This is a genomic window from Lentzea sp. (assembly GCF_036380075.1).
GTDB lineage: Bacteria > Actinomycetota > Actinomycetes > Mycobacteriales > Pseudonocardiaceae > Lentzea.
In genome coordinates this window covers 25,944-47,487 of record NZ_DASVFL010000117.1, presented here as the reverse complement: position 1 = coordinate 47,487, position 21,544 = coordinate 25,944, and the positions used below count along the sequence as shown (strand labels likewise).

The 21,544-nt window shown below is 70.1% G+C and carries 19 protein-coding genes; 10 read left to right on the top strand and 9 right to left on the bottom strand.

Features of this window, described 5'->3' with window-relative positions; genetic code table 11:
* Window positions 1-1,685 (bottom strand): amino acid transporter (locus VF330_RS15330; RefSeq protein ID WP_330852258.1); only part of this gene is annotated, 1,685 nt, incomplete at its 3' end.
* 27 nt (window positions 1,686-1,712) lie between these two features.
* Window positions 1,713-3,842, bottom strand: a complete 2,130-nt coding sequence (locus VF330_RS15325) for a diguanylate cyclase (RefSeq protein ID WP_330852257.1) — start codon at window positions 3,840-3,842, stop codon at window positions 1,713-1,715.
* Window positions 3,843-4,173: 331 nt separating this feature from the next.
* On the opposite strand from VF330_RS15325, the gene VF330_RS15320 reads away from it, so the two are divergent.
* From VF330_RS15320 to cobF, 3 genes are read left to right on the top strand one after another with little or no spacing between them, the layout of a single operon-like run.
* Window positions 4,174-4,836 carry a DUF2306 domain-containing protein gene (locus tag VF330_RS15320; RefSeq protein WP_330852256.1) on the top strand — a complete coding sequence of 221 codons (663 nt, stop codon included), beginning with the start codon at window positions 4,174-4,176 and terminating at the stop codon, window positions 4,834-4,836.
* 26 nt (window positions 4,837-4,862) lie between these two features.
* A complete protein-coding gene (locus VF330_RS15315) occupies window positions 4,863-5,504 on the top strand; it encodes a peptidylprolyl isomerase (RefSeq protein ID WP_330852255.1) in 642 nt (213 codons plus the stop codon).
* A 9-nt stretch (window positions 5,505-5,513) separates the two neighbouring features.
* Window positions 5,514-6,263 carry a precorrin-6A synthase (deacetylating) gene (gene cobF, locus VF330_RS15310; RefSeq protein WP_330852254.1) on the top strand — a complete coding sequence of 250 codons (750 nt, stop codon included), beginning with the start codon at window positions 5,514-5,516 and terminating at the stop codon, window positions 6,261-6,263.
* On the opposite strand, the gene VF330_RS15305 is transcribed toward cobF, so the two are convergent.
* Window positions 6,260-6,784, bottom strand: coding sequence for a TetR/AcrR family transcriptional regulator (locus VF330_RS15305; protein ID WP_330852253.1), 525 nt, complete (start codon window positions 6,782-6,784; stop codon window positions 6,260-6,262). The two genes, cobF and VF330_RS15305, sit on opposite strands and share 4 nt — an antisense overlap.
* 93 nt (window positions 6,785-6,877) lie before the next feature.
* Between VF330_RS15305 and VF330_RS15300 the strand changes: the two genes are divergently transcribed.
* From VF330_RS15300 to VF330_RS15290, 3 genes are all read left to right on the top strand, one after another.
* Window positions 6,878-7,693, top strand: a complete 816-nt coding sequence (locus VF330_RS15300; RefSeq protein ID WP_330852252.1) for an oxidoreductase — start codon at window positions 6,878-6,880, stop codon at window positions 7,691-7,693.
* 57 nt (window positions 7,694-7,750) lie between these two features.
* Window positions 7,751-8,641: a helix-turn-helix transcriptional regulator gene (locus tag VF330_RS15295; RefSeq protein WP_330852251.1), complete on the top strand. Its 891-nt coding sequence runs from the start codon at window positions 7,751-7,753 to the stop codon at window positions 8,639-8,641.
* A 177-nt stretch (window positions 8,642-8,818) separates the two neighbouring features.
* Window positions 8,819-10,591 carry an alpha/beta hydrolase gene (locus VF330_RS15290; protein ID WP_330852250.1) on the top strand — a complete coding sequence of 591 codons (1,773 nt, stop codon included), beginning with the start codon at window positions 8,819-8,821 and terminating at the stop codon, window positions 10,589-10,591.
* 85 nt (window positions 10,592-10,676) lie between these two features.
* Here VF330_RS15290 and VF330_RS15285 read toward each other — a convergent pair whose 3' ends face one another.
* Window positions 10,677-11,372 (bottom strand): PP2C family protein-serine/threonine phosphatase, encoded by a 696-nt coding sequence (locus tag VF330_RS15285; protein WP_330852249.1) that lies wholly within the window; start codon window positions 11,370-11,372, stop codon window positions 10,677-10,679.
* A gap of 52 nt (window positions 11,373-11,424) precedes the next feature.
* Here VF330_RS15285 and VF330_RS15280 point away from each other — a divergent pair, with 52 nt between their 5' ends.
* Window positions 11,425-12,807 carry an N-6 DNA methylase gene (locus VF330_RS15280; protein ID WP_330852248.1) on the top strand — a complete coding sequence of 461 codons (1,383 nt, stop codon included), beginning with the start codon at window positions 11,425-11,427 and terminating at the stop codon, window positions 12,805-12,807.
* 139 nt (window positions 12,808-12,946) lie between these two features.
* Window positions 12,947-13,897, top strand: a complete 951-nt coding sequence (locus VF330_RS15275; protein WP_330852247.1) for a serine/threonine-protein kinase — start codon at window positions 12,947-12,949, stop codon at window positions 13,895-13,897.
* Here VF330_RS15275 and VF330_RS15270 read toward each other — a convergent pair.
* Window positions 13,803-14,663 (bottom strand): DNA-3-methyladenine glycosylase family protein, encoded by an 861-nt coding sequence (locus tag VF330_RS15270; protein ID WP_330852246.1) that lies wholly within the window; start codon window positions 14,661-14,663, stop codon window positions 13,803-13,805. The genes VF330_RS15275 and VF330_RS15270 overlap by 95 nt on opposite strands.
* Before the next feature lie 143 nt (window positions 14,664-14,806).
* Entirely contained in the window at window positions 14,807-15,520 is a 714-nt protein-coding gene (locus VF330_RS15265; RefSeq protein WP_330852245.1) for a response regulator transcription factor, read from the bottom strand.
* A gap of 204 nt (window positions 15,521-15,724) precedes the next feature.
* Here VF330_RS15265 and VF330_RS15260 point away from each other — a divergent pair, with 204 nt between their 5' ends.
* The gene (locus VF330_RS15260) at window positions 15,725-18,115 is read left to right on the top strand and encodes an ATP-binding protein (protein ID WP_330852244.1); all 2,391 of its coding nucleotides are present in this window, start codon (window positions 15,725-15,727) and stop codon (window positions 18,113-18,115) included.
* Window positions 18,116-18,272: 157 nt separating this feature from the next.
* A complete protein-coding gene (locus VF330_RS15255; protein WP_330852243.1) occupies window positions 18,273-19,895 on the top strand; it encodes a glycosyl hydrolase family 18 protein in 1,623 nt (540 codons plus the stop codon).
* A gap of 60 nt (window positions 19,896-19,955) precedes the next feature.
* Here VF330_RS15255 and VF330_RS15250 read toward each other — a convergent pair whose 3' ends face one another.
* The 3 genes from VF330_RS15250 to VF330_RS15240 are packed head-to-tail and all read right to left on the bottom strand — an operon-like array spanning window position 19,956 to window position 21,503.
* Window positions 19,956-20,096: a hypothetical protein gene (locus VF330_RS15250; protein ID WP_330852242.1), complete on the bottom strand. Its 141-nt coding sequence runs from the start codon at window positions 20,094-20,096 to the stop codon at window positions 19,956-19,958.
* Window positions 20,063-20,209 (bottom strand): hypothetical protein, encoded by a 147-nt coding sequence (locus VF330_RS15245; protein WP_330852241.1) that lies wholly within the window; start codon window positions 20,207-20,209, stop codon window positions 20,063-20,065. The genes VF330_RS15250 and VF330_RS15245 overlap by 34 nt, the downstream gene beginning before the upstream one ends.
* Window positions 20,210-20,225: 16 nt before the next feature.
* A complete protein-coding gene (locus VF330_RS15240; protein WP_330852240.1) occupies window positions 20,226-21,503 on the bottom strand; it encodes a M14 family zinc carboxypeptidase in 1,278 nt (425 codons plus the stop codon).
* Window positions 21,504-21,544: the final 41 nt, after the last annotated feature.

The window sequence follows — 21,544 nt, the reverse complement described above, 5'->3', positions numbered from 1 at the left end:
GACGGGTCGACGATGTCGATCTCCAGGAAGATCACGTCGGCCGAGCCGGGCACCGGGTTCATGCCGCGCTGCTCGGTCTCCTTCTCGTCGTACTCCGCCTTGTCGCCCGTCTGGCGGCGGTTCGCGATGAACGTGATCCGGCCGTCGTTCGCGATGGTGTCGGTGACGAACCGCCGGGCCTCGTCGTCGAACTTGATCTTGTCGACGCGCAGCTCCGTCGTGCGGGAGATGCGCGACACCAGCGAGATCACGACGATGCCGAGGATGAAGCCGAACGAGATCGTGATGCCGTCCGGCTTCTCGATGACGTTCTCCACCAGCGCGTACAGCAGCACCAGCGTCAGGACGGTGAAGCCGATCGACGCGCCGCGCTGCTTCTTGCGGAACGCCGACACCGTCACCGCGAACGAGCCGGACACCATCATCGCCAGGATGCCGGTGGCGTACGCGCCGGCCTGCGCGTTCACGTCGGCGTTGAAGATGATCGTGATGATGACGCAGATGACCGTGTAGACGATCACCACGGGACGGACCGCGCGGCCCCACTCCGGCGCCATGCCGTAGGAGGGCAGGTAGCGCGGCACGATGTTGATCAGGCCGGCCATCGCGGACGCGCCGGCGAACCACAGGATCAGGATGCTGCTGATGTCGTAGACCGTGCCGAACACCTCGCCGAGCAGCTCGTGCGCGAGGTACGCCAGCGCACGCCCGTTCGCCGGGCCGCCGGGCGCGAACTTGTCCTGCGGCACCAGCACGGTCGTGATGAACGACGTCGCGATCAGGTAGACCGACATGATCAGCGCGGCCGTCGTGAGGAGCTTGCGGGTGTTGCGCACGCGGCTCTCGAGACGTTCCTCGTCCGTCTTCCCGTCCGCGGCGACCAGCGGCATCATGCTCACGCCGGTCTCGAAGCCGGACAGCCCGAGCACCAGCAGCGGGAACGCGAGGACCGCCGGTCCGACCACCCCGAAGAACCCGTCACCGTGCGAGCCGAGCGCGGAGATCCAGCGGTCGAGGGCGTCCGGCGTCGCGAAGACGTCCACGAGCCCCACCACGGCCACGACCGCGTTGAGCGACAGGAACACCGCCACCAACGGGATCGCGACGCCCACGGCCTCGCTGAAGCCCATCAGGAACACGCCGCCGAGGACGAGCAGCAGCACGATCGTCACGACCAGCTCGGAGCCGTGCAGCGCCTCGGGGACGTACGGGTTCTCCAGCGCGTGCACCGAGGCGTCCGCGGCGGACAGGGTGATCGTGATGATCCACGACGTCGCCACGAACCCGAGCAGCACCAGCACGAAGATCTTGCCGCGCCAGAACGGCAGCAGGTCCTCCAGCATCGCCACCGAGCCCTGGCCGTGCGGGCTCTCCCGCGCCACCCGCCGGTACATCGGCAGCATGCCCAGCAGCGTCAGCGCCACGATCAGCAGCGTCGCCAGCGGCGAGAGCGCCCCGGCGGCCAGCGCGGCGATGCCCGGCAGGTACGAGAGCGTGGAGAAGTAGTCGACGCCCGTCAGCGTCATGACCTTCCACCACGCGTGCGGCTTGGCGTGCGACTCGTGGCTCACGGGACCCGACGGCGCCACGCGGTCCGCGAGCAGCCACCTCCCGACCGGCCCACCCGGTACCGGCTGCCGTTGCGGGCTCGGCACCTCGGCGGGGACGGCGTACTCCGTGCTCATGGCGCAGAGCATGCCACCACGAGGTGATCAAGGTCGGAAGTCGGCCGGGAAACCCGCTTCCTGCACGGACAAACCGGACGGACGCAACATTCCGATCGTGCCCTGGGTGTGCAGGTCGAGGAACATGTCCACAACGTCCGGATCGAACTGTTCGCCCCGCCCTGCCCAGAGTTCGCGGCGGGCGCGGTTCTCGTCCAGCGCCGTCTGGTGTGGACGGTTGGAGCGCATCGCCGCCCACGACACGCAGACGGAGAGAATGCGCGCCTCCGCGCGGATGTCCGCCCCGCGCAGCCCGTCCGGGTACCCGGTGCCGTCGTAGCGCTCGTGCTGCTGCCTGATCACGTGCGCCACGCCCGCGAACCCCGGCACCATCCGCGCGAGCCGGTAGCCGAAGTCCGGGTGCTGGCGCAGCAGCCGCCACTCCTCTTCGGACAGTGCGCCGGGCTTGGTGAGCACCACCTCGGGAATGATGATCTTGCCGATGTCGTGCAGGCGGCCGGCGAGCTGCGCGACCCTGGTCGTCGGCGCGTCCAGCCCGAACTCCCCCGCGGCGACACCGGCCCAGCGCGACACCGACCGGCTGTGGTCGTAGCGGTGCAGCCAGCCGTCCACGCGGTCCGCGACCTGGCAGAGGAACTCCGCCATCGCGCCGTCGGTGTCCGGGTCGACCGCGGGCAGCGGCTCCGGGCCGACCGCGATCCTGTTGCGCCCGGCGGCTTTCGCCGCGTAGAGCGCGCGGTCCGCGATCACCACGATGTCGTCGGGACCGTCGCCGTGCGTCGGGAAGCTCGCCGACCCGACGGACACCGTGACGGACAACGGGATGTCGTCGTTGCCCGGATTGACCGGGATGGGCCTCTCCGCCACGCGTTCGCGCAACCGGTTGGCGATCACGGACAGCCTGCCGGGGCCCGCGTCGGGGACGAGCAGCGCGAACTCCTCGCCGCCGTAGCGCGCGAGGACCTCGCCGGCGCGGGAGGCGGCGCGCAGCCGTGCCGCGACCTCCATCAGCACGTCGTCGCCGGCGGGGTGGCCGTAGTTGTCGTTGATGGACTTGAAGCGGTCGACGTCGATGATGAACACCGCGACCGAGCCGTCGTTGCGCCGCGCGCGGGAGATCTCCAGCGGCAGCTGGGCCTCGAAGAACCGGCGCGTGTGCAGGCCGGTGAGGCTGTCGGTGATCGCGAGCTTGCGTTGGTCGGCGACCAGCCCCGCGAGCCGGGCGATGATCAGCAGCGACAGCAGCGCGCTGCCCGCCGCGATGACCAGGACGTCCTGCGACGACTGGCCGACGTCGTGCACCAGCATCAGGATCGGCGCGGCCAGCGCGGCCGAGGACAGCGCGATGATCCGGCCGCGGCTCAGGCCGACGTCCTTGACGTGCGCCCGGTCGCCGAGCCGGGCCATCGTCGGGTGCAGCGCCGCCGCGCCGATGCACAGGTTGGCCGACAGCCAGATGGCGTCGAGGAAGTTGCCCGCGTGGTAGCTGCCGTCGAGGCGCTGCAGCACGTAGATGGTGTCCGCGGTCAGGATGCCCAGCAGGTTGCACGTCAGCAGGACGAACGCGCGCGGGCGCGGGCCGGCGCCGAAGATCAGGCGCAGCGCCACGACGAACAGCGCGAGGTCCATCATCGGGAAGCCGAGGGACGCGATCTTCACCAGTACCGGTGACGTGAGGCGCGCCTGCGGGCCGATCACGTAGAGCCAGGACGCCATGCCCGCGACGACCGCGAGCACCGCGGCGTCGAGCAGGCTCGGCAGGTCGAGGCCGGGGGTGCGGCGGCGGATCAGCATGATCACGCCCGCCACCATCAACGGGTAATGCCCCAGGTAGAAGATGTCCGCATAGGACGGGTAATCGGTGTGGCCGAAGATGTAGTGCGATGCGTAGAACGTGAGGTCCGCGATCGCGTAAACGACCTGGCTGAGTGCGAGGAACACCCACGGCCGCCGCCATTGCGGCCGGTTGCGCTTGACGCCCGCGAAAGTCGCGATCGCGGCGGAGGCGCTGATCGTGCAGTAGAGCACCACCCGTACCGTTTGACCCGTTGTCCCCGCAGGGCTGACCGGGATCAGGTAGTAGACGCCCAGCAGCAGATGACCTGCCACCAGGTACGTCCACCACGCTCCGGTCCGGCCGGCACGGAAGATGGTCACACGAGACCCCTCGTTCTACGACTTGGTCGAGCCAGGTGATGATGCCCGACTTGGGATGTTCGCGGCACCGCCGTTACTCCAATGAGGTGACCCCCTAATACGGACGCTACCGCAGAACGCTGTTCTGTTTTCCACGCGAAAGAAATCCGAGTGCCGCACTGGCAACCGGGTGCGCGTGGCCCGCGGTGGTCCCCCGTTCGATTTTGGCACGACTTTTCGCTGCTCGACGTGCATTCACACCACCCGGTGTGAATCCGCGCGTTCACACCCGGCTCTGTGGACGTCAGCGAGAGGTGCGCGAGCGGTCAGCGGGCAGCGCGATCGTGGGCGCATGACGTGGTTGCGCAAGCCTTGGGTGGGCCCGTTGGCCTTCGTGGTGGTGGCGTTCGTGGCGTTCTCGCTGCCGCCCTACCTGACCGGTGACCGACTGCAGTCCCGCGTGCAGTCGGACTGGGGACCGCACTATCCCCTGCTCGTGGTGCACGTCGTGTGCGCGTCGGTCGCGATCCTCACGTGCGTGGTGCAGATCTGGCCGTGGTTCCGCACGCGCTTCCCCGCGTGGCACCGCAGGATCGGCCGCGTCTACGTGTGGGCCGGTGTGCTGCCGTCCGGGCTGGCCGGCCTCGTGATCGGCTGGATGACGCCGTTCGGCCCGGTGGCGATGGTGAGCAACGTGCTGCTGGCCGTGCTGTGGCTGACCTTCACGTGGCTGGCGTGGCGCGCGGCCCGGCGGCGACAGTTCCGCGACCACCGCAAGTGGATGGTCCGCAGCTTCGCGCTGACCGTCTCGATCATCACGAACCGGATCTGGGGCGTCGTCGCGTTCCTGCTCGTCGCGGACCGGGTGCCGGAGGCGCAGCTGCCGCAGACGATCGCCGGGATCTCGACGTGGACCGGGTGGGTGGTGCCGCTGCTGGTCTCGCAGTGGTGGCTGGAGCGCAGACCGGCGAAGCGCCGTCCCGCGGTGGAGCAGCGCGAGGCCGTTCCGGTCTGACGGCCCGGCGACTACGGTCGGCTCGCATGAGGCTACTGGTCGCAGTGCTGATGATGGTCGTCCTCGCCCCGGTCGCGTCCGCGTCCCCGGCCGCCCCGCCGACGACGCGGTGCGAGTTCATCCCGACGCCGGAGAACCCGGCCGCCCGCCCGGTCCAGCCGCCGCGGGCCGTCGTGCCCGCCCGCGGCACCGTCAAGATCACCATCGTGACGAACTACGGCGTGGTGCTCGCGGACCTCGACCGCGCCGGCGCGCCGTGCGGGGTGGAGAACTTCGCCCACCTCGCGCGGAGCTGGTTCTACACGATGTCCCAGTGCTGGCGGCTGACGGACACGACGCGCCTGGGCGTGCTGCAGTGCGGTGACATCTACCGCGCCGAGGAGGGCGGGCCCGGCTACCGGTTCGCCGACGAGGTGACGGGGAAGGAGACCTACCCGCGCGGCACCATCGCGTACGGCAACCAGGGGCCCGGAACCAACGGCAGCGAGTTCTTCATCGTGCACTCGTTCGCCAACATCAGCCCCAACTACACCGTGATGGGCCACGTCACCTACGGCATGGACACGCTCGACCGGATCGTGAAGGCCGGGATCGTGCCGCAGCCGGACGGTCTGCTCGACGGTGCGCCGAAGAAGCCCGTCCGGATCCTGCACGTGCTCGCTGGTTAGTGTGTGTCAGTGCGAAAGATCCTGGTCATCGGTATCGGCGCGGGCAACCCCGACCACCTGACGGTGCAGGCCGTGAAGGCGTTGCAGACGGTCGACGTGTACTTCGTGCTGGACAAGGGTTCCGTGAAGCAGGAGCTCGTCGACCTGCGCGCGTCGATCCTCGCCGAGCACGTCACGCGGCCGTACCGCTGGGTCGAGGGCCGGGATCCGGAGCGCGACCGCAACCCCGCCGACTACACCGCGACGATCGACGCCTGGCGCCGTGACCGCGCCGACGTCGTCCTGGGGTTGCTGGCGGAGCTGGGCGAGGACGAGGTCGGCGCCTTCCTGGTGTGGGGCGACCCGTCGCTGTACGACTCGACCCTGGCGATCCTCGACGACCTGCTGGGACGTGGCGAGGAGTTCGAGGTCGAGGTGGTCCCGGGCGTGACGTCGGTGGCGGCGTTGACGGCCGGGCACCGCGTCGCGCTCAACCAGGTCGGCAGGCCGGTGCAGATCACCACCGGCCGCCGCCTCGCCGAGGGCTGGCCGTCCGATGTGGACGACGTGGCCGTGATGCTGGACGCCTCGCACTCGTTCGAGGGCGTCGACCCGGACACGTGGATCTACTGGGGCGCCTACCTCGGGATGCCCGACGAGATCTTGGTGTCCGGCCGCGTCGGCGACGTGGCACGGGAGATCCGCGAGGTGCGCGCGGAGGCCCGTGCGCGCAAGGGCTGGATCATGGACACCTACCTGCTGCGCAGGCGGTCCGGCTAGCTCACGAGCTTCTCGACCGAGCGGACCACCAGGTCGCGGGACGCGATCGGCGTCGAGAACGCCAGGATCGACATGTGCACGACGAGGTTCAGCAGCTCCTCGGCACCGAAGTCCGCCGGCACCCGGCCGTCGCGCTGCGCCTCCTCGATGGCGGCGACCTTCAGGGCGTGCGCCTCGGCCTCCGCCTTGCTGATCTCCTCGAAGCCGCTCTCCAGCCGGTGGTAGCCCGCCAGGCGGAGCAGTTCGGGCTGCCGCGCGTAGGTGTCGTAGAGGCGGCCCGCGAACCCCGGCAGGTCGTCGGGGGTGAGGGGGGTGGCTTCGTGCACCAGTGAGATCTGGATCTTCAGGACCTCGTCGAAGAGCTCCTCCTTGCTGCCGAAGTAGGCGTAGATCATCGCCTTGTTGCACCCGGCCTTGGCGGCGATGCGGTCGACCCGCGCTCCCGCGATGCCGTGCGCGGCGAACTCCGCCAGCGCCGCGTCCAGCAGTTTCGACTTGGTCGCCTCTTTGTCCCTCACCACGAACCCAGCTTAACCAACTGGTTGGTTGACAGCCAGCGCCTGCCGTGCCAGCCTTGGCAACCAACCGGTTAGTTGACAAGACGGGAGACGGACATGAAGGTCGCACTGGTCACGGGAGCGTCGTCGGGCATCGGCGAGACCACCGCCGTCGAGCTGCGGAAAGCCGGCTACACCGTGTACGCGGCTGCCCGCAGGGTGCAGCGGATGGAGGGGCTCGCCGCGCAGGGCATCCGGGTGCTGGAGATGGACGTGACGAGCGACGAGTCGATGGCCGAGGGCGTCGGGAAGATCATCGCGGAGACCGGCCGGATCGACGTGCTCGTCAACAACGCCGGGTACGGGTCGTACGGCGCGGTCGAGGACGTGCCGCTGGACGAGGCGCGGTACCAGTTCGAGGTCAACGTGTTCGGGCTGGCGCGGCTGGTGCAGCTCGTCGCACCGCACATGCGCGAGCAGCGGAGCGGCCGGATCGTGAACGTGTCGTCGATCGGCGGCCGGATCTACGAACCGCTCGGGGCCTGGTACCACTCGACCAAGTTCGCGGTGGAGGGGCTGAGCGACTCGCTGCGGCTGGAGCTCAAGCCGTTCGGGATCGACGTCGTCGTGATCCAGCCCGGCGGCATCAAGACCGAGTGGGGCGGCATCGCCGTCGAGAACATGAGGAAGACCTCCGGCGGCGGCGCCTACGACCGCCAGGTCCGGCAGCTGGCCGGGTTCCACGGGCAGATGAGCCGCGCGAGCGAGCCGAAGGTCATCGCGGACGTCATCACGAGGGCGGCCGAGGCGAAGAGGCCCCGCACGCGGTACTCGGCCGGGTTCGGGGCGAAGCCGATGCTGTTCGCCCGCGGGGTGCTGCCGGACAGGGCGTTCGACGCGCTGTTCCTCGGGTTGATGCGCCGGTTCGGCTGAGCCCGGAACGGAAGATCCGGGCAGGTACCTTCGGTTCAGAACCACCGAGGGGGTCGTGTGCACGAGGGGCTGTCGCCGGAAGCCGAGAAGCTGTACCTGGCGGTGTTGCGCGGGGGCCTTGCGGAGCCCGGCGCGGCGTACGACGAGCTCGAACGGCTCGGGCTGATCCGCGGCGACGAGGTGCGGCCGCCGCGGTCCGCGCTGGCGGCCATCGCGTCCGGCCACGAGACCGCCGCCGTCCGGGCGCGCGAGACCGCCGAGGTGCTGGCCGCCGCCTACGCCGAGCGCGGCGCGAAGGAGGTCGACTTCGTCGAGGTGCTCACGGACGCCCACGAGGTGATCAGCACCTTCGAGGAGATGCAGAGCAGGGCCGAGCGCGAGATCCGGGCGCTCGACCCCGGCTCGTACCTCAGCCCGCAGCCGGAGGCCAGTCCCGCGCAGCCGCCGGCGCTGGCCCGCGGGATCGGGTACCGGGTCGTGTACGACTCCGAGCTCCTGCAGACCGAGCTCGGGTTCGCCTCGGTGCAGGAGAGCATCGCGTTCGGCGAGCAGGCGCGGACGTTCCCCGGGGTGCCGTTGAAGCTCGTCGTCGCCGACTCGGACCGGGCGCTGATCGCGGTGCCGACGGTCACCGGCGGGAACGTCGTGGCCCTGCTCATTCACCCGTCCGTGCTCCTCAGCGCCTTGATCGAGCTGTTCGAGGCGTTCTGGCGGATGTCCGTGTCGATCACGCCGGGCGGCCAGGAGGACACGCAGGAGGAGCCGACGACCGCGACCAGGCGGTTGATGGCACTGCTCAGCGCCGGTCTGACCGACGAGTCGATCGCCCGCGAGCTCGGCGTGAGCGAACGGACCGTGCACCGCCGGGTGAGCCGGTTGCAACAGCTGCTGGGCGCGCAGACCCGGTTCCAGCTCGGCGTGCAGGCGTCACGGCGCGGGTGGCTTTAATCACTCAAAGTCACGAGCACGCGAACCTTCATCACTCCGTGTGCCTCTTTCGTGACGGTTTTCAGACATGGCGACTTTCTGCCACCACCCAGGAGTGTCAATCGAGGCCTTCTCCCTTTCTCCTCTGGTGCAAGCGCGGCCTCCACCGGCCGCGCGGGGGCAGGAAGGGATCCACCAGTGAGGAAGTACTTCAGAGGCGGCATGGCCGCGGTGGCAGGGGTGTTGGTCGCCACCAGCGTCGTGCTCACGCCGACGGCGAGCGCCGCCGCCCAGGCCGACCCGGACACGCAGGCACTCGCGGGCGCGCTGGCCAAGCAGAAGATCACCTGGGAGGAGTGCGCGTTCCCCGGCGTCGCCGAGGAGACCGTCAAGCAGTTCAAGACCGTCAAGGGCCTCGCCTGCGCGACCGTCCAGGTCCCGCGCGACTGGCACGACCCCGCCGACGGCAACACGATCGGCATCCGGGTCTCGAAGACCCAGACCGCGTTCAAGGGCACCAGCCGCCAGGGCATCGCGCTGGTCAACCCCGGTGGCCCCGGCGGCTCCGGCCTGCCGTGGGGTCCCGCGATGGCCCTGCGCGCACCGGTCCTCGCGAGCCAGTACGACTTCATCGGCTTCGACCCGCGCGGCGTCGGCCTCTCCACGCCGCTCACCTGCAGCTACACCGTCCCGGACAGCACCGACGCGAACGTGCTGAACAAGGCGAAGGTCGACGGCTGCCTCGAGAACCCGCTGACCAGGTTCATCACCACCGAGCAGACCGCTTACGACATGGACTTCATCCGTGTCCTGCTCGGCGAGAAGAAGACGAGCTACATCGGCTACTCCTACGGCACGTGGCTGGGCACCTGGTACGCCTCGACGTTCCCGTCGAAGGTCCACCGCATGCTGCTCGACTCGGCCGTCGACGCCTCGCAGTCGACCCTCGAGAACACCTGGGACCTGCAGCCGCGCACGCGCGACCGCCAGTTCCAGGAGGCGCTGCTGCCGTTCATGGCGCGGCACGACGACAAGTACGGCCAGGGCACCGACCCGATGGAGATCCGCCGCAAGTGGGAGAAGGGCGGCGGCACGCGCGAGTTCGTCGGCCAGCTCTTCGTCGCGTGGTTCGTGCTGCCGGCGATGTACGACACGTCGCAGTACCACGCCGCCGCGTCCGCGGTCGCCTCGGTGATCGACGCGACCAACCCCGTGGGCACCGACTCGGAGAAGGTCGAGCAGGTCGTCGCGAAGATGCTGACCTACCCCGGTCTGACGGACGACAACAAGGCGTTCATCGCCAAGGGCAAGCAGAACGCGCTCAACGCGATCGCCAAGAAGGAGCGCGTCGCGGCGAAGTCCACGACCGCCGCCGCCGAGGTCGAGACCTGGGACGCGACGTTCGAGGCGATCCGCTGCCAGGACGGCCAGTGGAACCAGAACCTGCACTACTGGAACTACTGGCTGGCCGACCTGACCGTGAACGCGCCGTTCATCGCGCCGTTCATGGAGACGCCGCTCTGCGCCTACTGGCCGACCACGAACTCGATGCCGAAGCCGGACAAGAAGACGTTCCCGCGTCTGCTGGTCGCGCAGTCGGAGCTCGACGCCGCCACCGCGTACGAGGGCGGTCTGGCCACGGCCAAGGCGCTGCCGAACGCCAAGATGATCAGCGTCGACAACGAGGGCTCGCACGGCCTGTTCCCGTACAACACGGACTGCGTCGACGACCCGATCACGTTCTACTTCCAGACCGGTGCGACCCCGCGCAAGCAGTTCACCGGCTGCCAGGCCGTGCCGCTGCCGGGTGAGGACACGACGTTCGACGTCGGCGGCAAGCTGACCAACGGCAAGGTGAAGATCAAGATGATCACGCCGGCCGTGAAGCAGGCCAACAAGATCGTCAAGGACCTGCTGAGCGGGTCGGCGACGGCTCAGGCCGACGAGTCGGGCATGCCGGCGAACCTGTAACACCTTTCGAGCTGCGGCCCCTGCCACTGCGGTGGTGGGGGCCGTTTCCACGTTTCGCGGACAGTTTCCACGTGCGGCGGCTTTCCTAGCGCTGCCACCACTTCTTCTTGACGACGTCGGTGATCACGCACGTGATGTTGTCCGGGCCGCCGTTGCCGTTCGCCAGCGCGACCAGCTGCCAGGCCGCTTCCGTTCCGTCCGGTGTGGACAGCAGGATCTCGTGGACGTCGCCGAGGTCCGTGTAGTCGGTCAGGCCGTCGCTGCACAGCAGGTAGCGGTCGCCGATCTGCGCCTGGTGCCACGTGAGGTCCGGCTCGTGCGAGTTGCCGGACTGCAGGGCGCGCAGCACGTACGCGCGGCGCGGGTGGACGAGCGCCTCCTGGGGCGTCATGCGGCCCGCGTCGACGAGCGCCTGGACCATGGTGTGGTCGTGCGAGAGCTGGCGGAGGTTGCCGTCCCTGACGACGTACGCGCGGGAGTCGCCGATGTGGGCGAGCTCGAACTCCAGGCCCTCCCAGCGCATCGCGGTGAGCGTTGTGCCGGCGCCCTGCGGCGTCTCGGCGTCGAGCCTGCGCGCGATCTCGGCCACCGCGGGGCCGAGGTCGTCCTGCCACGTGGCGAGGACGTTCACCGCCAGGGCGCTCGCGAGCTCGCCGTGCTCGTGGCCGCCCATGCCGTCCGCCACCGCCTGGAGGTCGGGGCGGACGTAGACCGAGTCCTCGTTGTGCTCGCGGACGAGCCCGGGGTCGGTCGCCACGGCGATACGCAGCTCGTGTGTCATCTCTCCAGTAGATCAGTTGTGAAGTGAGTTCACAAGCAATACGGTTGTGAACATGGATGAGACGGTCAACGCCGGCGACATAGCGCGCCTCGCCGAGGTGGGGCGGGCGGCGGTGTCGAACTGGCGGCGGCGGTTCGAGGACTTCCCGTCGCCGGTCGGCGGGACGGCCTCCAGTCCGTTGTACCTGCTGCGCGACGTCGAGTCATGGCTTCGGCGCAACGGGAAGCCCTTCAAGGTCTCCCCGGCCGAACGGCTGTGGACGCAGCTGCGCACCACCGACGACCTCAAGCTCGGCGAGGCGCTGGCAGGAGTCGAGGCCGACGCGGCGACGTTCGAGTTCCTCCATGCGCGGTACGTGGAAGCGCACTCACGCCTGCTCAACCCGACTCCGCCCGAGGTCGTCGAGGCCGTGCTGGCCACGACCGACGGCGACACCGTGATCGACCCGGCGTGCGGCACCGGCTCCTTGCTGAAGGCCTCGCGGGGGCGCGACAAGATCGGGCAGGAGCTCGACCCGGTGGCCGCGGTGATCGCCAGGCGGCGGATGCCGGACGCGCAGATCATCACCGGCGACTCGTTGCGGCAGAACGGGATCGCGCACCGCGCGGACGCCGTCGTGTGCGATCCGCCGTGGCACGACCGGGCGTGGGGGCACGAGGAGCTCGTCGGCGACGCGCGGTGGACCTACGGTCTGCCCCCGCGCGGCGAGCCGGAGCTGGCGTGGTTGCAGCACTGCCTGTCGCTGGCCAAGCCCGGTGGACTGGTCGCGGTGCTGATGCCGTCGGCGGCGGCGTCGCGCAGGCCGGGCAAGCGGATCCGCGGCAACCTGCTGCGCGCCGGTGCGGTGCGCGGCGTGATGACGGTGCAGCCGGGCCGCGACCTGTGGCTGCTGCGCAACCCGGTCGGCCGCGCGCCGGAACACGTCGCGCTGCTCGACGGCCCCGGCCCGGTCGAGCCGAACACGCGCGTCATCGACCTGCTCGACGACGACGTCGACCTCAGCCCGTCCCGCCGCAGCGGCACCGACGTCTCCGCCTACCTGGCCGCGCAACCGGCGTTCGCCGTCCCGAGCCTCCCCGAGCTGCGCGAGCAGCCCCCGCCGGGGATGACGACGATCGGCGAGCTGGTCCGCGCGGCGCCGGGCGGGCACGTCGTCACGTCGCCGACCGGCGCCGCGTACGAGATCGACCCGGCCCGCCTGGACCCGGACTTCCTGGAGGGCGTGCTGCGCGCGGCGTTCGCCCGCACCCCGACCGGCTCGACGCGGCTCGACGTGCGGCGCACCCAGGTCCCGTCGCTGCCGCTCGACGAGCAGAAGCGCTACGGCGAGGTGTTCGCGCAGCTCAAGGCACTGGAGGCCGGCCTGGAGGACGCGGCGGAGCTGGTGCGGCTGGGCTACTCTGGTCTTCTGAGCGGGCAGATCCGGCCGGCATGACCGCGGCGGATTCACCCGAACGTGACGTCCTGATCCGCCGTCTCGGCCCTCTCGCTATACGAGGAAGCGCGCGGGCCGGCGAACCGGACGTGAACGCCGGCGAACCGGACGTGAACGCGGTGGCGGTTAGGCTGCGCGGGTGCTGATCGCCGACCGCTACGAGATCGACGACCTGCCGCTGGGGCGGGGTGGCATGGGTGCCGTGCACAAGGGCCGGGACCTGCGCCTGGATCGGCGGGTGGCGGTGAAGCTCCTGCGGCTTCCCGGCAGTGACGACGAGGTGGTACAGCGGTTCGCGCGCGAGGCGAGGATCGTGGCCAGGCTCGAGCACCCCGGGGTGCCGGTGCTGTACGACTTCGGGACGTACGAGCAGCGCCTGTTCCAGGTGATGCAGTTCGTCGACGGCGTCACGGTGGCGGACCTGGTGGGCGAGTTCGGCCCGCTGCCCCAGGGGTGGGCGGCGAACATCGCCGCGCAGACCGCCGCGGTGCTGGCCGCGGCCCACGAGCGCGGCATCTGCCACCGCGACCTCAAGCCCACCAACCTGATGCTGTCCCCGGACGGCGCGGTGAAGGTGCTGGACTTCGGACTGGCGCTGTTGCGGGAGAGCGACGTCGCGCCGTTCAGCCGGGCCGGGCAGATCCTCGGCACACCCAGCTACATGGCGCCCGAGCAGATCCAGCGCGGGATCGCCGAGCCGCGCAGCGACCTGTACGCGCTGGGGTGCGTGCTGCACGAGATGCTGACGGGCGAGCAGCTCTTCACCGGGCCGACGGCGTACGCGGTGTTCGACAAGCACGTCCGGGAGGCGCCGCGGCGGGTGCCGGGCGCGCTCGATCCCGTCGTCCAGCGGTTGCTGGCCAAGGATCCCGGCGGGCGGCCCGGCACGGCGGTCGAGGTTTTCGGGGATTTGCAGGGGTTCGCGCAGGATCCGCCGCCGTTGCCCGGTTTCGTGCGCGAGGGGGCGACGGGGGCGTTGTACGCGAGCGTGCAGCTCACGCCGGGATTCGGTTCACCTCATGATCGCCGGTCGCCCACAGGTGCTGCACCGCGTACGAACGCCACGGCCGCCACACCTCCGAGCGCCTGACCAGGGCCGCGGGGGTCGTGGGCAGGCCCAGGGCCTCGGCGGCCAGCTTGATGCCCAGGTCGGTGGGCAGGAACGCGTCCGGGTCGCCCAGGGCGCGCATCAGGATCGTTTCCACCGTCCAGGGACCGAATCCGGGCAGCGACAGCAGCCACGACCGCGTCTCCGCCCGATCGGCACGAGGCGAGAGGTCCAAACCGGACTGCAACGCGTCCAGCAGCGCGGCCATCGTGCGGCGGCGCGACTCCGGCACCGCGAGCACGGCCGGGTCGAACTCCAGCGGGAACAGGAACAGGTCCCCCACCGGCACCCCGGACGCCGCCACGAGACGGCCCGCGTGCGTCCGTGCGGCCTTCGTCGAGACCTGTTGCCCCAGCACGGCGCGGATGGCGAACTCCGCGCCGTCGACCGTGCGCGGCACACGGCGTCCGGGCGCGGCGGCGACCAACGGCGCCATCACCGGGTCTGCTGACAAGCCCGCGTCGACCGCCTCCGGGTCCACGTCGAGGTCGAGCAGGAAGCGGCAAAGGTCCAGAGCAGTGGCCAGATCGCGAGCATCGGACAGCTCCACAGTGCACGCGACGTGGTCGGGCATCGGCCGCAAAGCCGCGATCCCGCAACCGAAAGGCAATCGCAAGGTGCGGCGGTAGACGCCGTCCCTCCACTCCTCCACACCGGGCACCGCCGTGGCGATGAGGTGACCGAACAGGTTGTCGGGGCACAAAGGTGCTTGAAACGACAACCTTTCCGAGAACGTTTCCAGCTGCACGACATCCGAGCATGCCGGGTTTTCGCCGCGGGCGCTGGCGGAAACGGGACATCACATTGGACGGGGCCAACCGGGTGACCTGCTTCGCGGCGCGAAAATCCGTGGCTAGTCTGACCGTTGCGCCGTTGCAACGAGAACAGGTTTCAGCAGGGAAGGGCGGCGTCGCGTGCGATGAGAGCGGCTTGGACGCGGTTGTCGCACCGCAGCTTCGTCAGCAGTCGGCTGACGTGGGCCTTGATGGCCCCCTCCGAGAGGTACATGAGCCGAGCGATGCGCGCGTTCGCCATGCCCTGCGCCAGGTACACCAGCACTTCCTGCTCCCGCCGGGTGAGCAGGCTGATGCGGCCGCGCGCGGCGTCACGGCGTTCCGAGTCGGCGCCGGTGAAGTGGTCGATCAACGCGCGCGTCGCGGACGGCGAGAGCATCGCCTCCCCGGCGGCGACCGCGCGCACCGCGCCGGCCAGCGCGTCGGGTTCGCCGTTCTTGAACAGGAATCCCGCCGCACCCGCCCGCAACGCGGGGAAGAGCATCTCCTCGGTGTGCGGGGTGCACAGCATGATCACCTGCGTGCCGGGCACGTGCCGGCGGATCATGCGCACCGCCGCGAGGCCTTCCATGCCGGGCATCGCCGCGTCCATCAGCAGCACCTGCGGGCGGTGGCGGCGCGCGAGCTCCAGTGCGGCGGCGCCGTCGGCCGCCTCGCCGACGACCGCGACCCCGCCGGACCGCTCCAGCACGCCGCGGACCCCCGTGCGGACCAGGACCTCGGCGTCGGCGATGCCGACGGTGACCGTGCGCGGCTTGTCCACCAGCTGCAGACCTCCGGTCGCCCACGAGGTGCTCGGTGTCAACGTCATGCGTGCTCCCTGTCAGACCGGACCAGTCACCAGTTTGTTCCCGAACGAGGGCCACCGGAAGGCAGGCATAACGACCAGGTCGCGAACCGTCTCGCGCACACAGGGGCGTAACGGGTTGCACGGGCCGGCACACGCCTCCCGACCTGCGCCTCCGCCGGCGCGAGACGCGAACGCCCTGCCGTTACGGCTGGAGGAGAAGGACTCATGACCAGCACCGGACGTTGCGCGCTGTGCGCCGGCGAGCTGCCTGGCTCCGAGCAGCGCAGGTCCTACTGCTCCAACGCGTGCCGCCAGCGGGCCTACCGCCGCCGTGCGACCGTTCCCGCGCCCGTCACCAGGCAGAACCTGCGGGTGCTGTCGAACCTGCCGGCGGCGCGCGACACGTTCGTCGGCCGTCAGCAGGAGCTGTCGAAGCTCGACCAGCTGCTGCGCCGGCACCGTCTCGTGACGCTGGTCGGCAGTGCGGGCGCGGGCAAGACGCGGCTGGCGCTGGAGACGGCGGGGCGGTTGCGGCGCGGGCGGACGGACCGGGTGCTGCTCGTGGAACTCGGCGAGGTCACCGACCCGCAGGACGTCCTGCCGACGCTGGCCCAGGCGCTCGGCGTTCTCGCCCAGCCCGACGAACCGTTGCGCGACACCGTGGTCGAGACGCTCGTCAACATGAAGGTGGTCGTGGTCCTCGACAACTGCGAGCACCTCCTCGACACGTGCGCCGAGCTCACCGACGTGCTGCTGAACCGCTGCCCCGGCGTCCGGGTGCTGGCGACCTCGCGCGAGGCGCTGTGGATCACCGGTGAGGTGAGCTTCCCCGTCGAGGGCCTGTCGGTGCCGTCGACGGACCGCGACCTGGTCGCGACGGCCGCACCGCGGTCCGAGGCGGTGAAGCTGTTCGTGGAACGGGCCCGCGAACGCCAGCCCGAGTTCCGGCTGACGGCCGACAACACCGCCGCGGTGGCGCTGCTGTGCGCACGGCTGGAGGGCATGCCCCTCGCGATCGAACTGGCGGCGCGCTGGGTGCAGCTGCTGCCGGTGGCGGACATCTGCGACCGCATGGACGAGCCGCTGGAGCTGCTGACGCTGGGCTGCCGGAAGTCCCCGGCCCGCCAGCGCTCGTTGCGCGAGGCGATCGACTGGAGCTACCGGCTGCTCGCGCCGGACGAGCAGTTCGCGCTGCGCCGGCTGTCGGTGTTCGACGGCGGGTTCGACCTGGCCGCGGCCACCGAGGTGTGCTCGTCGGAACGGTCGGCCGAACCCGTGCTCGACGTCCTCTCGCGGTTGCGGGCGAAGTCGTTGCTCACCGCCGTGAGCGGCGCGACCCGGTTCCGGCAGCTCGAGTCGATCCGGTTGCACGCCAGGGAGAAGCTGCTGGCGGCCGGTGAGCTCGACATCGCCTACGAGGCGCTGGCCCGCTGGTTCACCGACCTCTCGGACGTGCTGCTCACGGCGCCGCTGTCGGTGCCGGCGGAGGTCCAGCTCAAGCTCGACACCCACGTCGACAGCCTGCTCGGCACCGTGGAGTGGGCGGCCGACCGCGCCGACGAACGGCTGCTGCTGCTCACCACGGCCCTCGCCGACTGCGCGGCCCGCAGCGGGCGACTCGGGCAGGCGCGGGTGATGTTGCGCGACGCGCTGCGGCGACCGTCCACTCGCGACGACTACCGGTGCGTGGCGCTCAACCACGCCGCCCGGTTCGCCGCCGAGCAGGGCGACCACGCCGAGGCCGCCGAGCTGTCCGCCGAGGCGTCGCGGCTGGTGCGCGCGCTCGGGCTGCCGGCGCTGCTGATGAGCTCGCGCAGCACGCTGGCGGCGGTGCAGCAGTCGTCGGGTGAGTGGGAGGCCTCCGCGCAGAACAACACCGAGTGCCTGCGGGTCGCCGAGCTGCTGGGCGAGCCGCTGGCGCGGGCGAAGTGCCTGGTGGACCTGGCGCGCACGTCGCTCTCGCTCGGCAGGCACGAACGCGCCGAGAAGGACGTCATGAAGGCGTTGCCGATCTCGCGCGCGTCGGGCATGCCCGCGCGCATCGCCTCCGCTCTCACCACGCGCGGTGCCGTGGCGTTGGTGCAGAGCGACCTGGACGAGGCCGAGCACGCCTTCCAGGAGGCGCTGCGGATGGACGGGATCAACCCGCTGACCGCGCCGGACGCCCTGGAGGGACTGGCTGTCGTCGCGTTGATGCGCGGTCAGGCCGAGCGCGCTCTGCGGCTCGAGGCGACGGGACGCGCGCTCAGGCGTTCCGTGGGCGTGGTGCCGGATCCGTTCTGGGCGGAGAAGGTCGCCGGGGCCATGCGCACCGCACGGCTGATGCTGCCCGTCGCCCGTGCCGAGGCCGCTTCCACGCCGTTGACCGCCGCGGAGACCGAGGCGTTCATCCAGGACGACGTCTGGCTCGACCGCACGGCCGGCGAGGCGCTGGACGACCACGAGCGGCGAGTGATCGCCCTGCTCGCGTCCGGGTTGACGAACCAGCAGATCGCGAACCGCTTGAACGTTTCCGTGCGGACGGTGGCGTCGCGGCTGCAGCGGCTGCGGGAGAAGCTCGGGCTGCAGAGCCGTGAGGACATCGCGGCGTGGGGTGCGGAACGCGCGATCGGCTGACTGCAAATTGCACGAACCTCTTTGAGGCGGAACGACATCGCGGGATTTCCGATACCGGTTTCGACTACTCCGTTCGAGTGACGGAAGAGGTCTAGACCTTGACCTTCAAGTGGTCTAAACCACAAGGTTCGGTTAACCCCCTGCGACTAGGAGTCCGATGTCCAAGTTCCGATGGCATCTAGCTGCACTCTTCGCGGCGGTCGCCGCGATGGTCCTCGGCATTGTCGTCGTGCCCGCTGCCAGCGGCGCCGGTGGCGTGTCCGCCACGTTCTCCAAGGGTTCGGACTGGGGAACGGGCTTCGAGGGCAAGTACACGATCACGAACAACTCCGCGGCGGCCCTGACGTCGTGGACCGTCGAGTTCACCCTGCCGGCCAACCACCGCGTCACCTCGCTGTGGGACGGCTCGTACACCGCGAGCGGTCAGACCGTCACGGTCAAGAACACCTGGAACGGCAGCGTCGGTGTCGGCGGCTCGGTGAGCTTCGGCTTCAACGGCGCGTACACCGGCACGTTCGGTGCGCCGACCAACTGCAAGCTCAACGGCGCGTCGTGCGAGGCGGGTGGGACGAACCCGACCACCACGACCACGACGTCGACCACCACCAGCACCACGACCACTACCACCACGACGACCACCACCACGGGCAACCCGCCGCCTCCCGGCAAGGTCAACCTGGGTTACTTCGCGGAGTGGGGCGTCTACCCGGCTCGCAACTACCAGGTGAAGAACATCGACACCTCGGGTTCGGCGAGCAAGCTGACGCACATCAACTACGCGTTCGGCAACGTGACCAACGGCCAGTGCACCATCGGTGAGTCGTACCCGGCGCTCGAGAAGGCCATGACGGCCGCCGAGAGCGTGGACGGCGTCGCCGACACGTGGGACCAGCCGGTGCGGGGCAACTTCAACCAGCTGCTCAAGCTGAAGAAGAAGTACCCGAACCTCAAGGTCCTGTACTCGTTCGGTGGCTGGACCTGGTCCGGCGGCTTCGGCCAGGCGGCGCAGAACCCGGCCGCGTTCGCCGACTCCTGCTACAAGCTGCTCGAGGACCCGCGCTGGGCGAACCTGTTCGACGGCATCGACATCGACTGGGAGTACCCGAACGCCTGTGGTCTGTCCTGCGACACGAGCGGTCCGGCGGCCTACAAGAACCTGATGCAGGCGCTGCGTGCCCGCTTCGGCCAGAACTACCTGGTCACCTCGGCGATCACGGCGGACGGCTCCAACGGCGGCAAGATCGACGCCGCTGACTACGGCCCCGCCGCGCAGTACCTCGACTGGTACAACGTCATGACGTACGACTACTTCGGTGCGTGGGCGGCCCAGGGCCCGACGGCTCCGCACTCCCCGCTCACGTCGTACAGCGGCATCCCGACCGCCGGCTTCAACAGCGAGGCCGCGATCTCGAAGCTGCGCAGCAAGGGCGTTCCCGCCAGCAAGCTCCTGCTCGGCATCGGCTTCTACGGCCGCGGCTGGCAGGGCGTGACCCAGGCGGCGCCCGGCGGCACCGCGACCGGCCCGGCTCCCGGCACGTTCGAGCAGGGCATCGAGGACTACAAGGTCCTCAAGACGAAGTGCCCCGCCACGGGCACGATCGCCGGTACGGCCTACGCGTTCTGCAACGGCCAGTGGTGGAGCTACGATACCCCGCAGACGATCACCAGCAAGATCCAGTGGGCCCGCAGCCAGGGTCTCGGTGGAGCGTTCTTCTGGGAGCTCACGGGTGACACCGCGAACGGAGAGTTGATCACCGCGATGAAGAACGCCCTCGGGTAGTTCTTCAGCAACGCCGGGAGGGGAGCTGGTCAGCCCAGCTCCCCTTTCGCATGCCCGGGATCAGCGGAACACCGCGGTCAGCAGCTTGTCGAACGCGTCTTCCAGGTCGCCTTCGACGGGTGCGCTGGTGGCGTTGAGCTCCAGCCGCTTCTTCGTGTCCGGCGTCGTCAGCAGCTGCGACGAGCAGCCGGGGGATGCCACCGCCGTGGCACGGCCGTGGTCCTGGTCAGCTCGGCCTGCTGCGCCGGCTTCAGCAGCTTCCCGCTCGCCAGCGCCGTGACGAACGTGTCGAGGTCCTGCGTCGTCGAGATCATCTTGCTCCGTTCGCGCTCAGTACGGGTGCTTCGCCGCCTTCATGGCCGAGACGAGCATCGGCCGCACCTTCGGCCAGTGCACGTCCGCCTGGCACGAGAACGGCGGCACGAACCCGCCGCACCTGCCCGACGCCGCCCCGATCTCCCAGACGAAGCTCGGCACGCCCAGGTCGTCGTACACCCAGTCGTCCGTGGCGCCGGAGGAGTTGTAGAGCAGCTCGCCGGGCTGGCCCGCGGTGAACCCGGACAGCGACGCCATGTCCTGGGCCATCGCGCGCAGCGCGGCGTCGTTGCCGGTCTTCTGGGTGCTCCAGCCCCACGGGAACAGCACGTAGTCGCCGTAGCTGTGCATGGAGACCACGGCGCCGGTGGTGTCCGGCGCGGCGGCCGCGGTGTCGCCGGGTGCGCGGGTGTCGCGGTAGAGCTTGCGCCACAACGACTCCAGCGCCCGCACCTCGACCTCGGAGTCGGCGCGCGTGCCCTGGTAGGTCTCGCTGCACCGGTTCGTGGACGAGCCGACCTCGCCCCAGTGCGAACCGGCGTTGCGGTTGAGGTCGACGCCGAGCGGGCCGCTCGCGCACGTGCCGTGGGCGTTCTTGCGGTGCAGGACCGGCGTGTCGCCGCCGGACTCCACGATCTCGACGCCGTCGGGGTTCGCGATCGGCACGACCCAGACCTCCAGGTCGTCGAGCAGCGCGGTGAGGTCGGAGCCGACCAGGTCGTCGATGAACCGCCACGCCATGTCGCCGGTGGTGATCTCGCGGGCGTGCAGCTGGCCCATCACGAACAGGCGCGGCTTGGGCGCGGACGGCGTCAACGCGCAGTCACCAGGCCTTTTCTTCGTGATGCAGAGCGCTTTCAGGTCATATCCGCCGCCGCCCTGCGTTTTGCGCCAGGAATCGCCGTAGTCGACGACCGTCGCCAGGCCGGGATGGGCCGCGGCGGTCTCGTCGAGATGGGCGAGCTGCGCGGTGACGGTCCGGTAGCCGCCGTAGTAGGTCGCGTCGCTGAGAGACCGCGGCGTCCATTGCGACGGCGGCCGCACGGACTCCACGGAGGACCGGAAGCCGTCGGCGGCGAGCCTCGCGGCGGTGTGCGGGTCGCCGGCGACGAACAGGTCGTCGCCGTCGCGCTGTTCCAGCACGTCGTAGCCCAGGCCGAGCAACCGTTGGGCCGCCTCGCCCTTGGGCGCGGGCACGCGCAGCACGTGAGTCGCTTGTGGACCGTCGGCCGGTGCTGGTGAGGGGCTCAGCAGGAGCGCGAGACAGGTGATCAGGGCGAGGGCGGACCGCATGATCGACGATCATCGGGCGTTCGGCTGGGCGGCGCCACCTC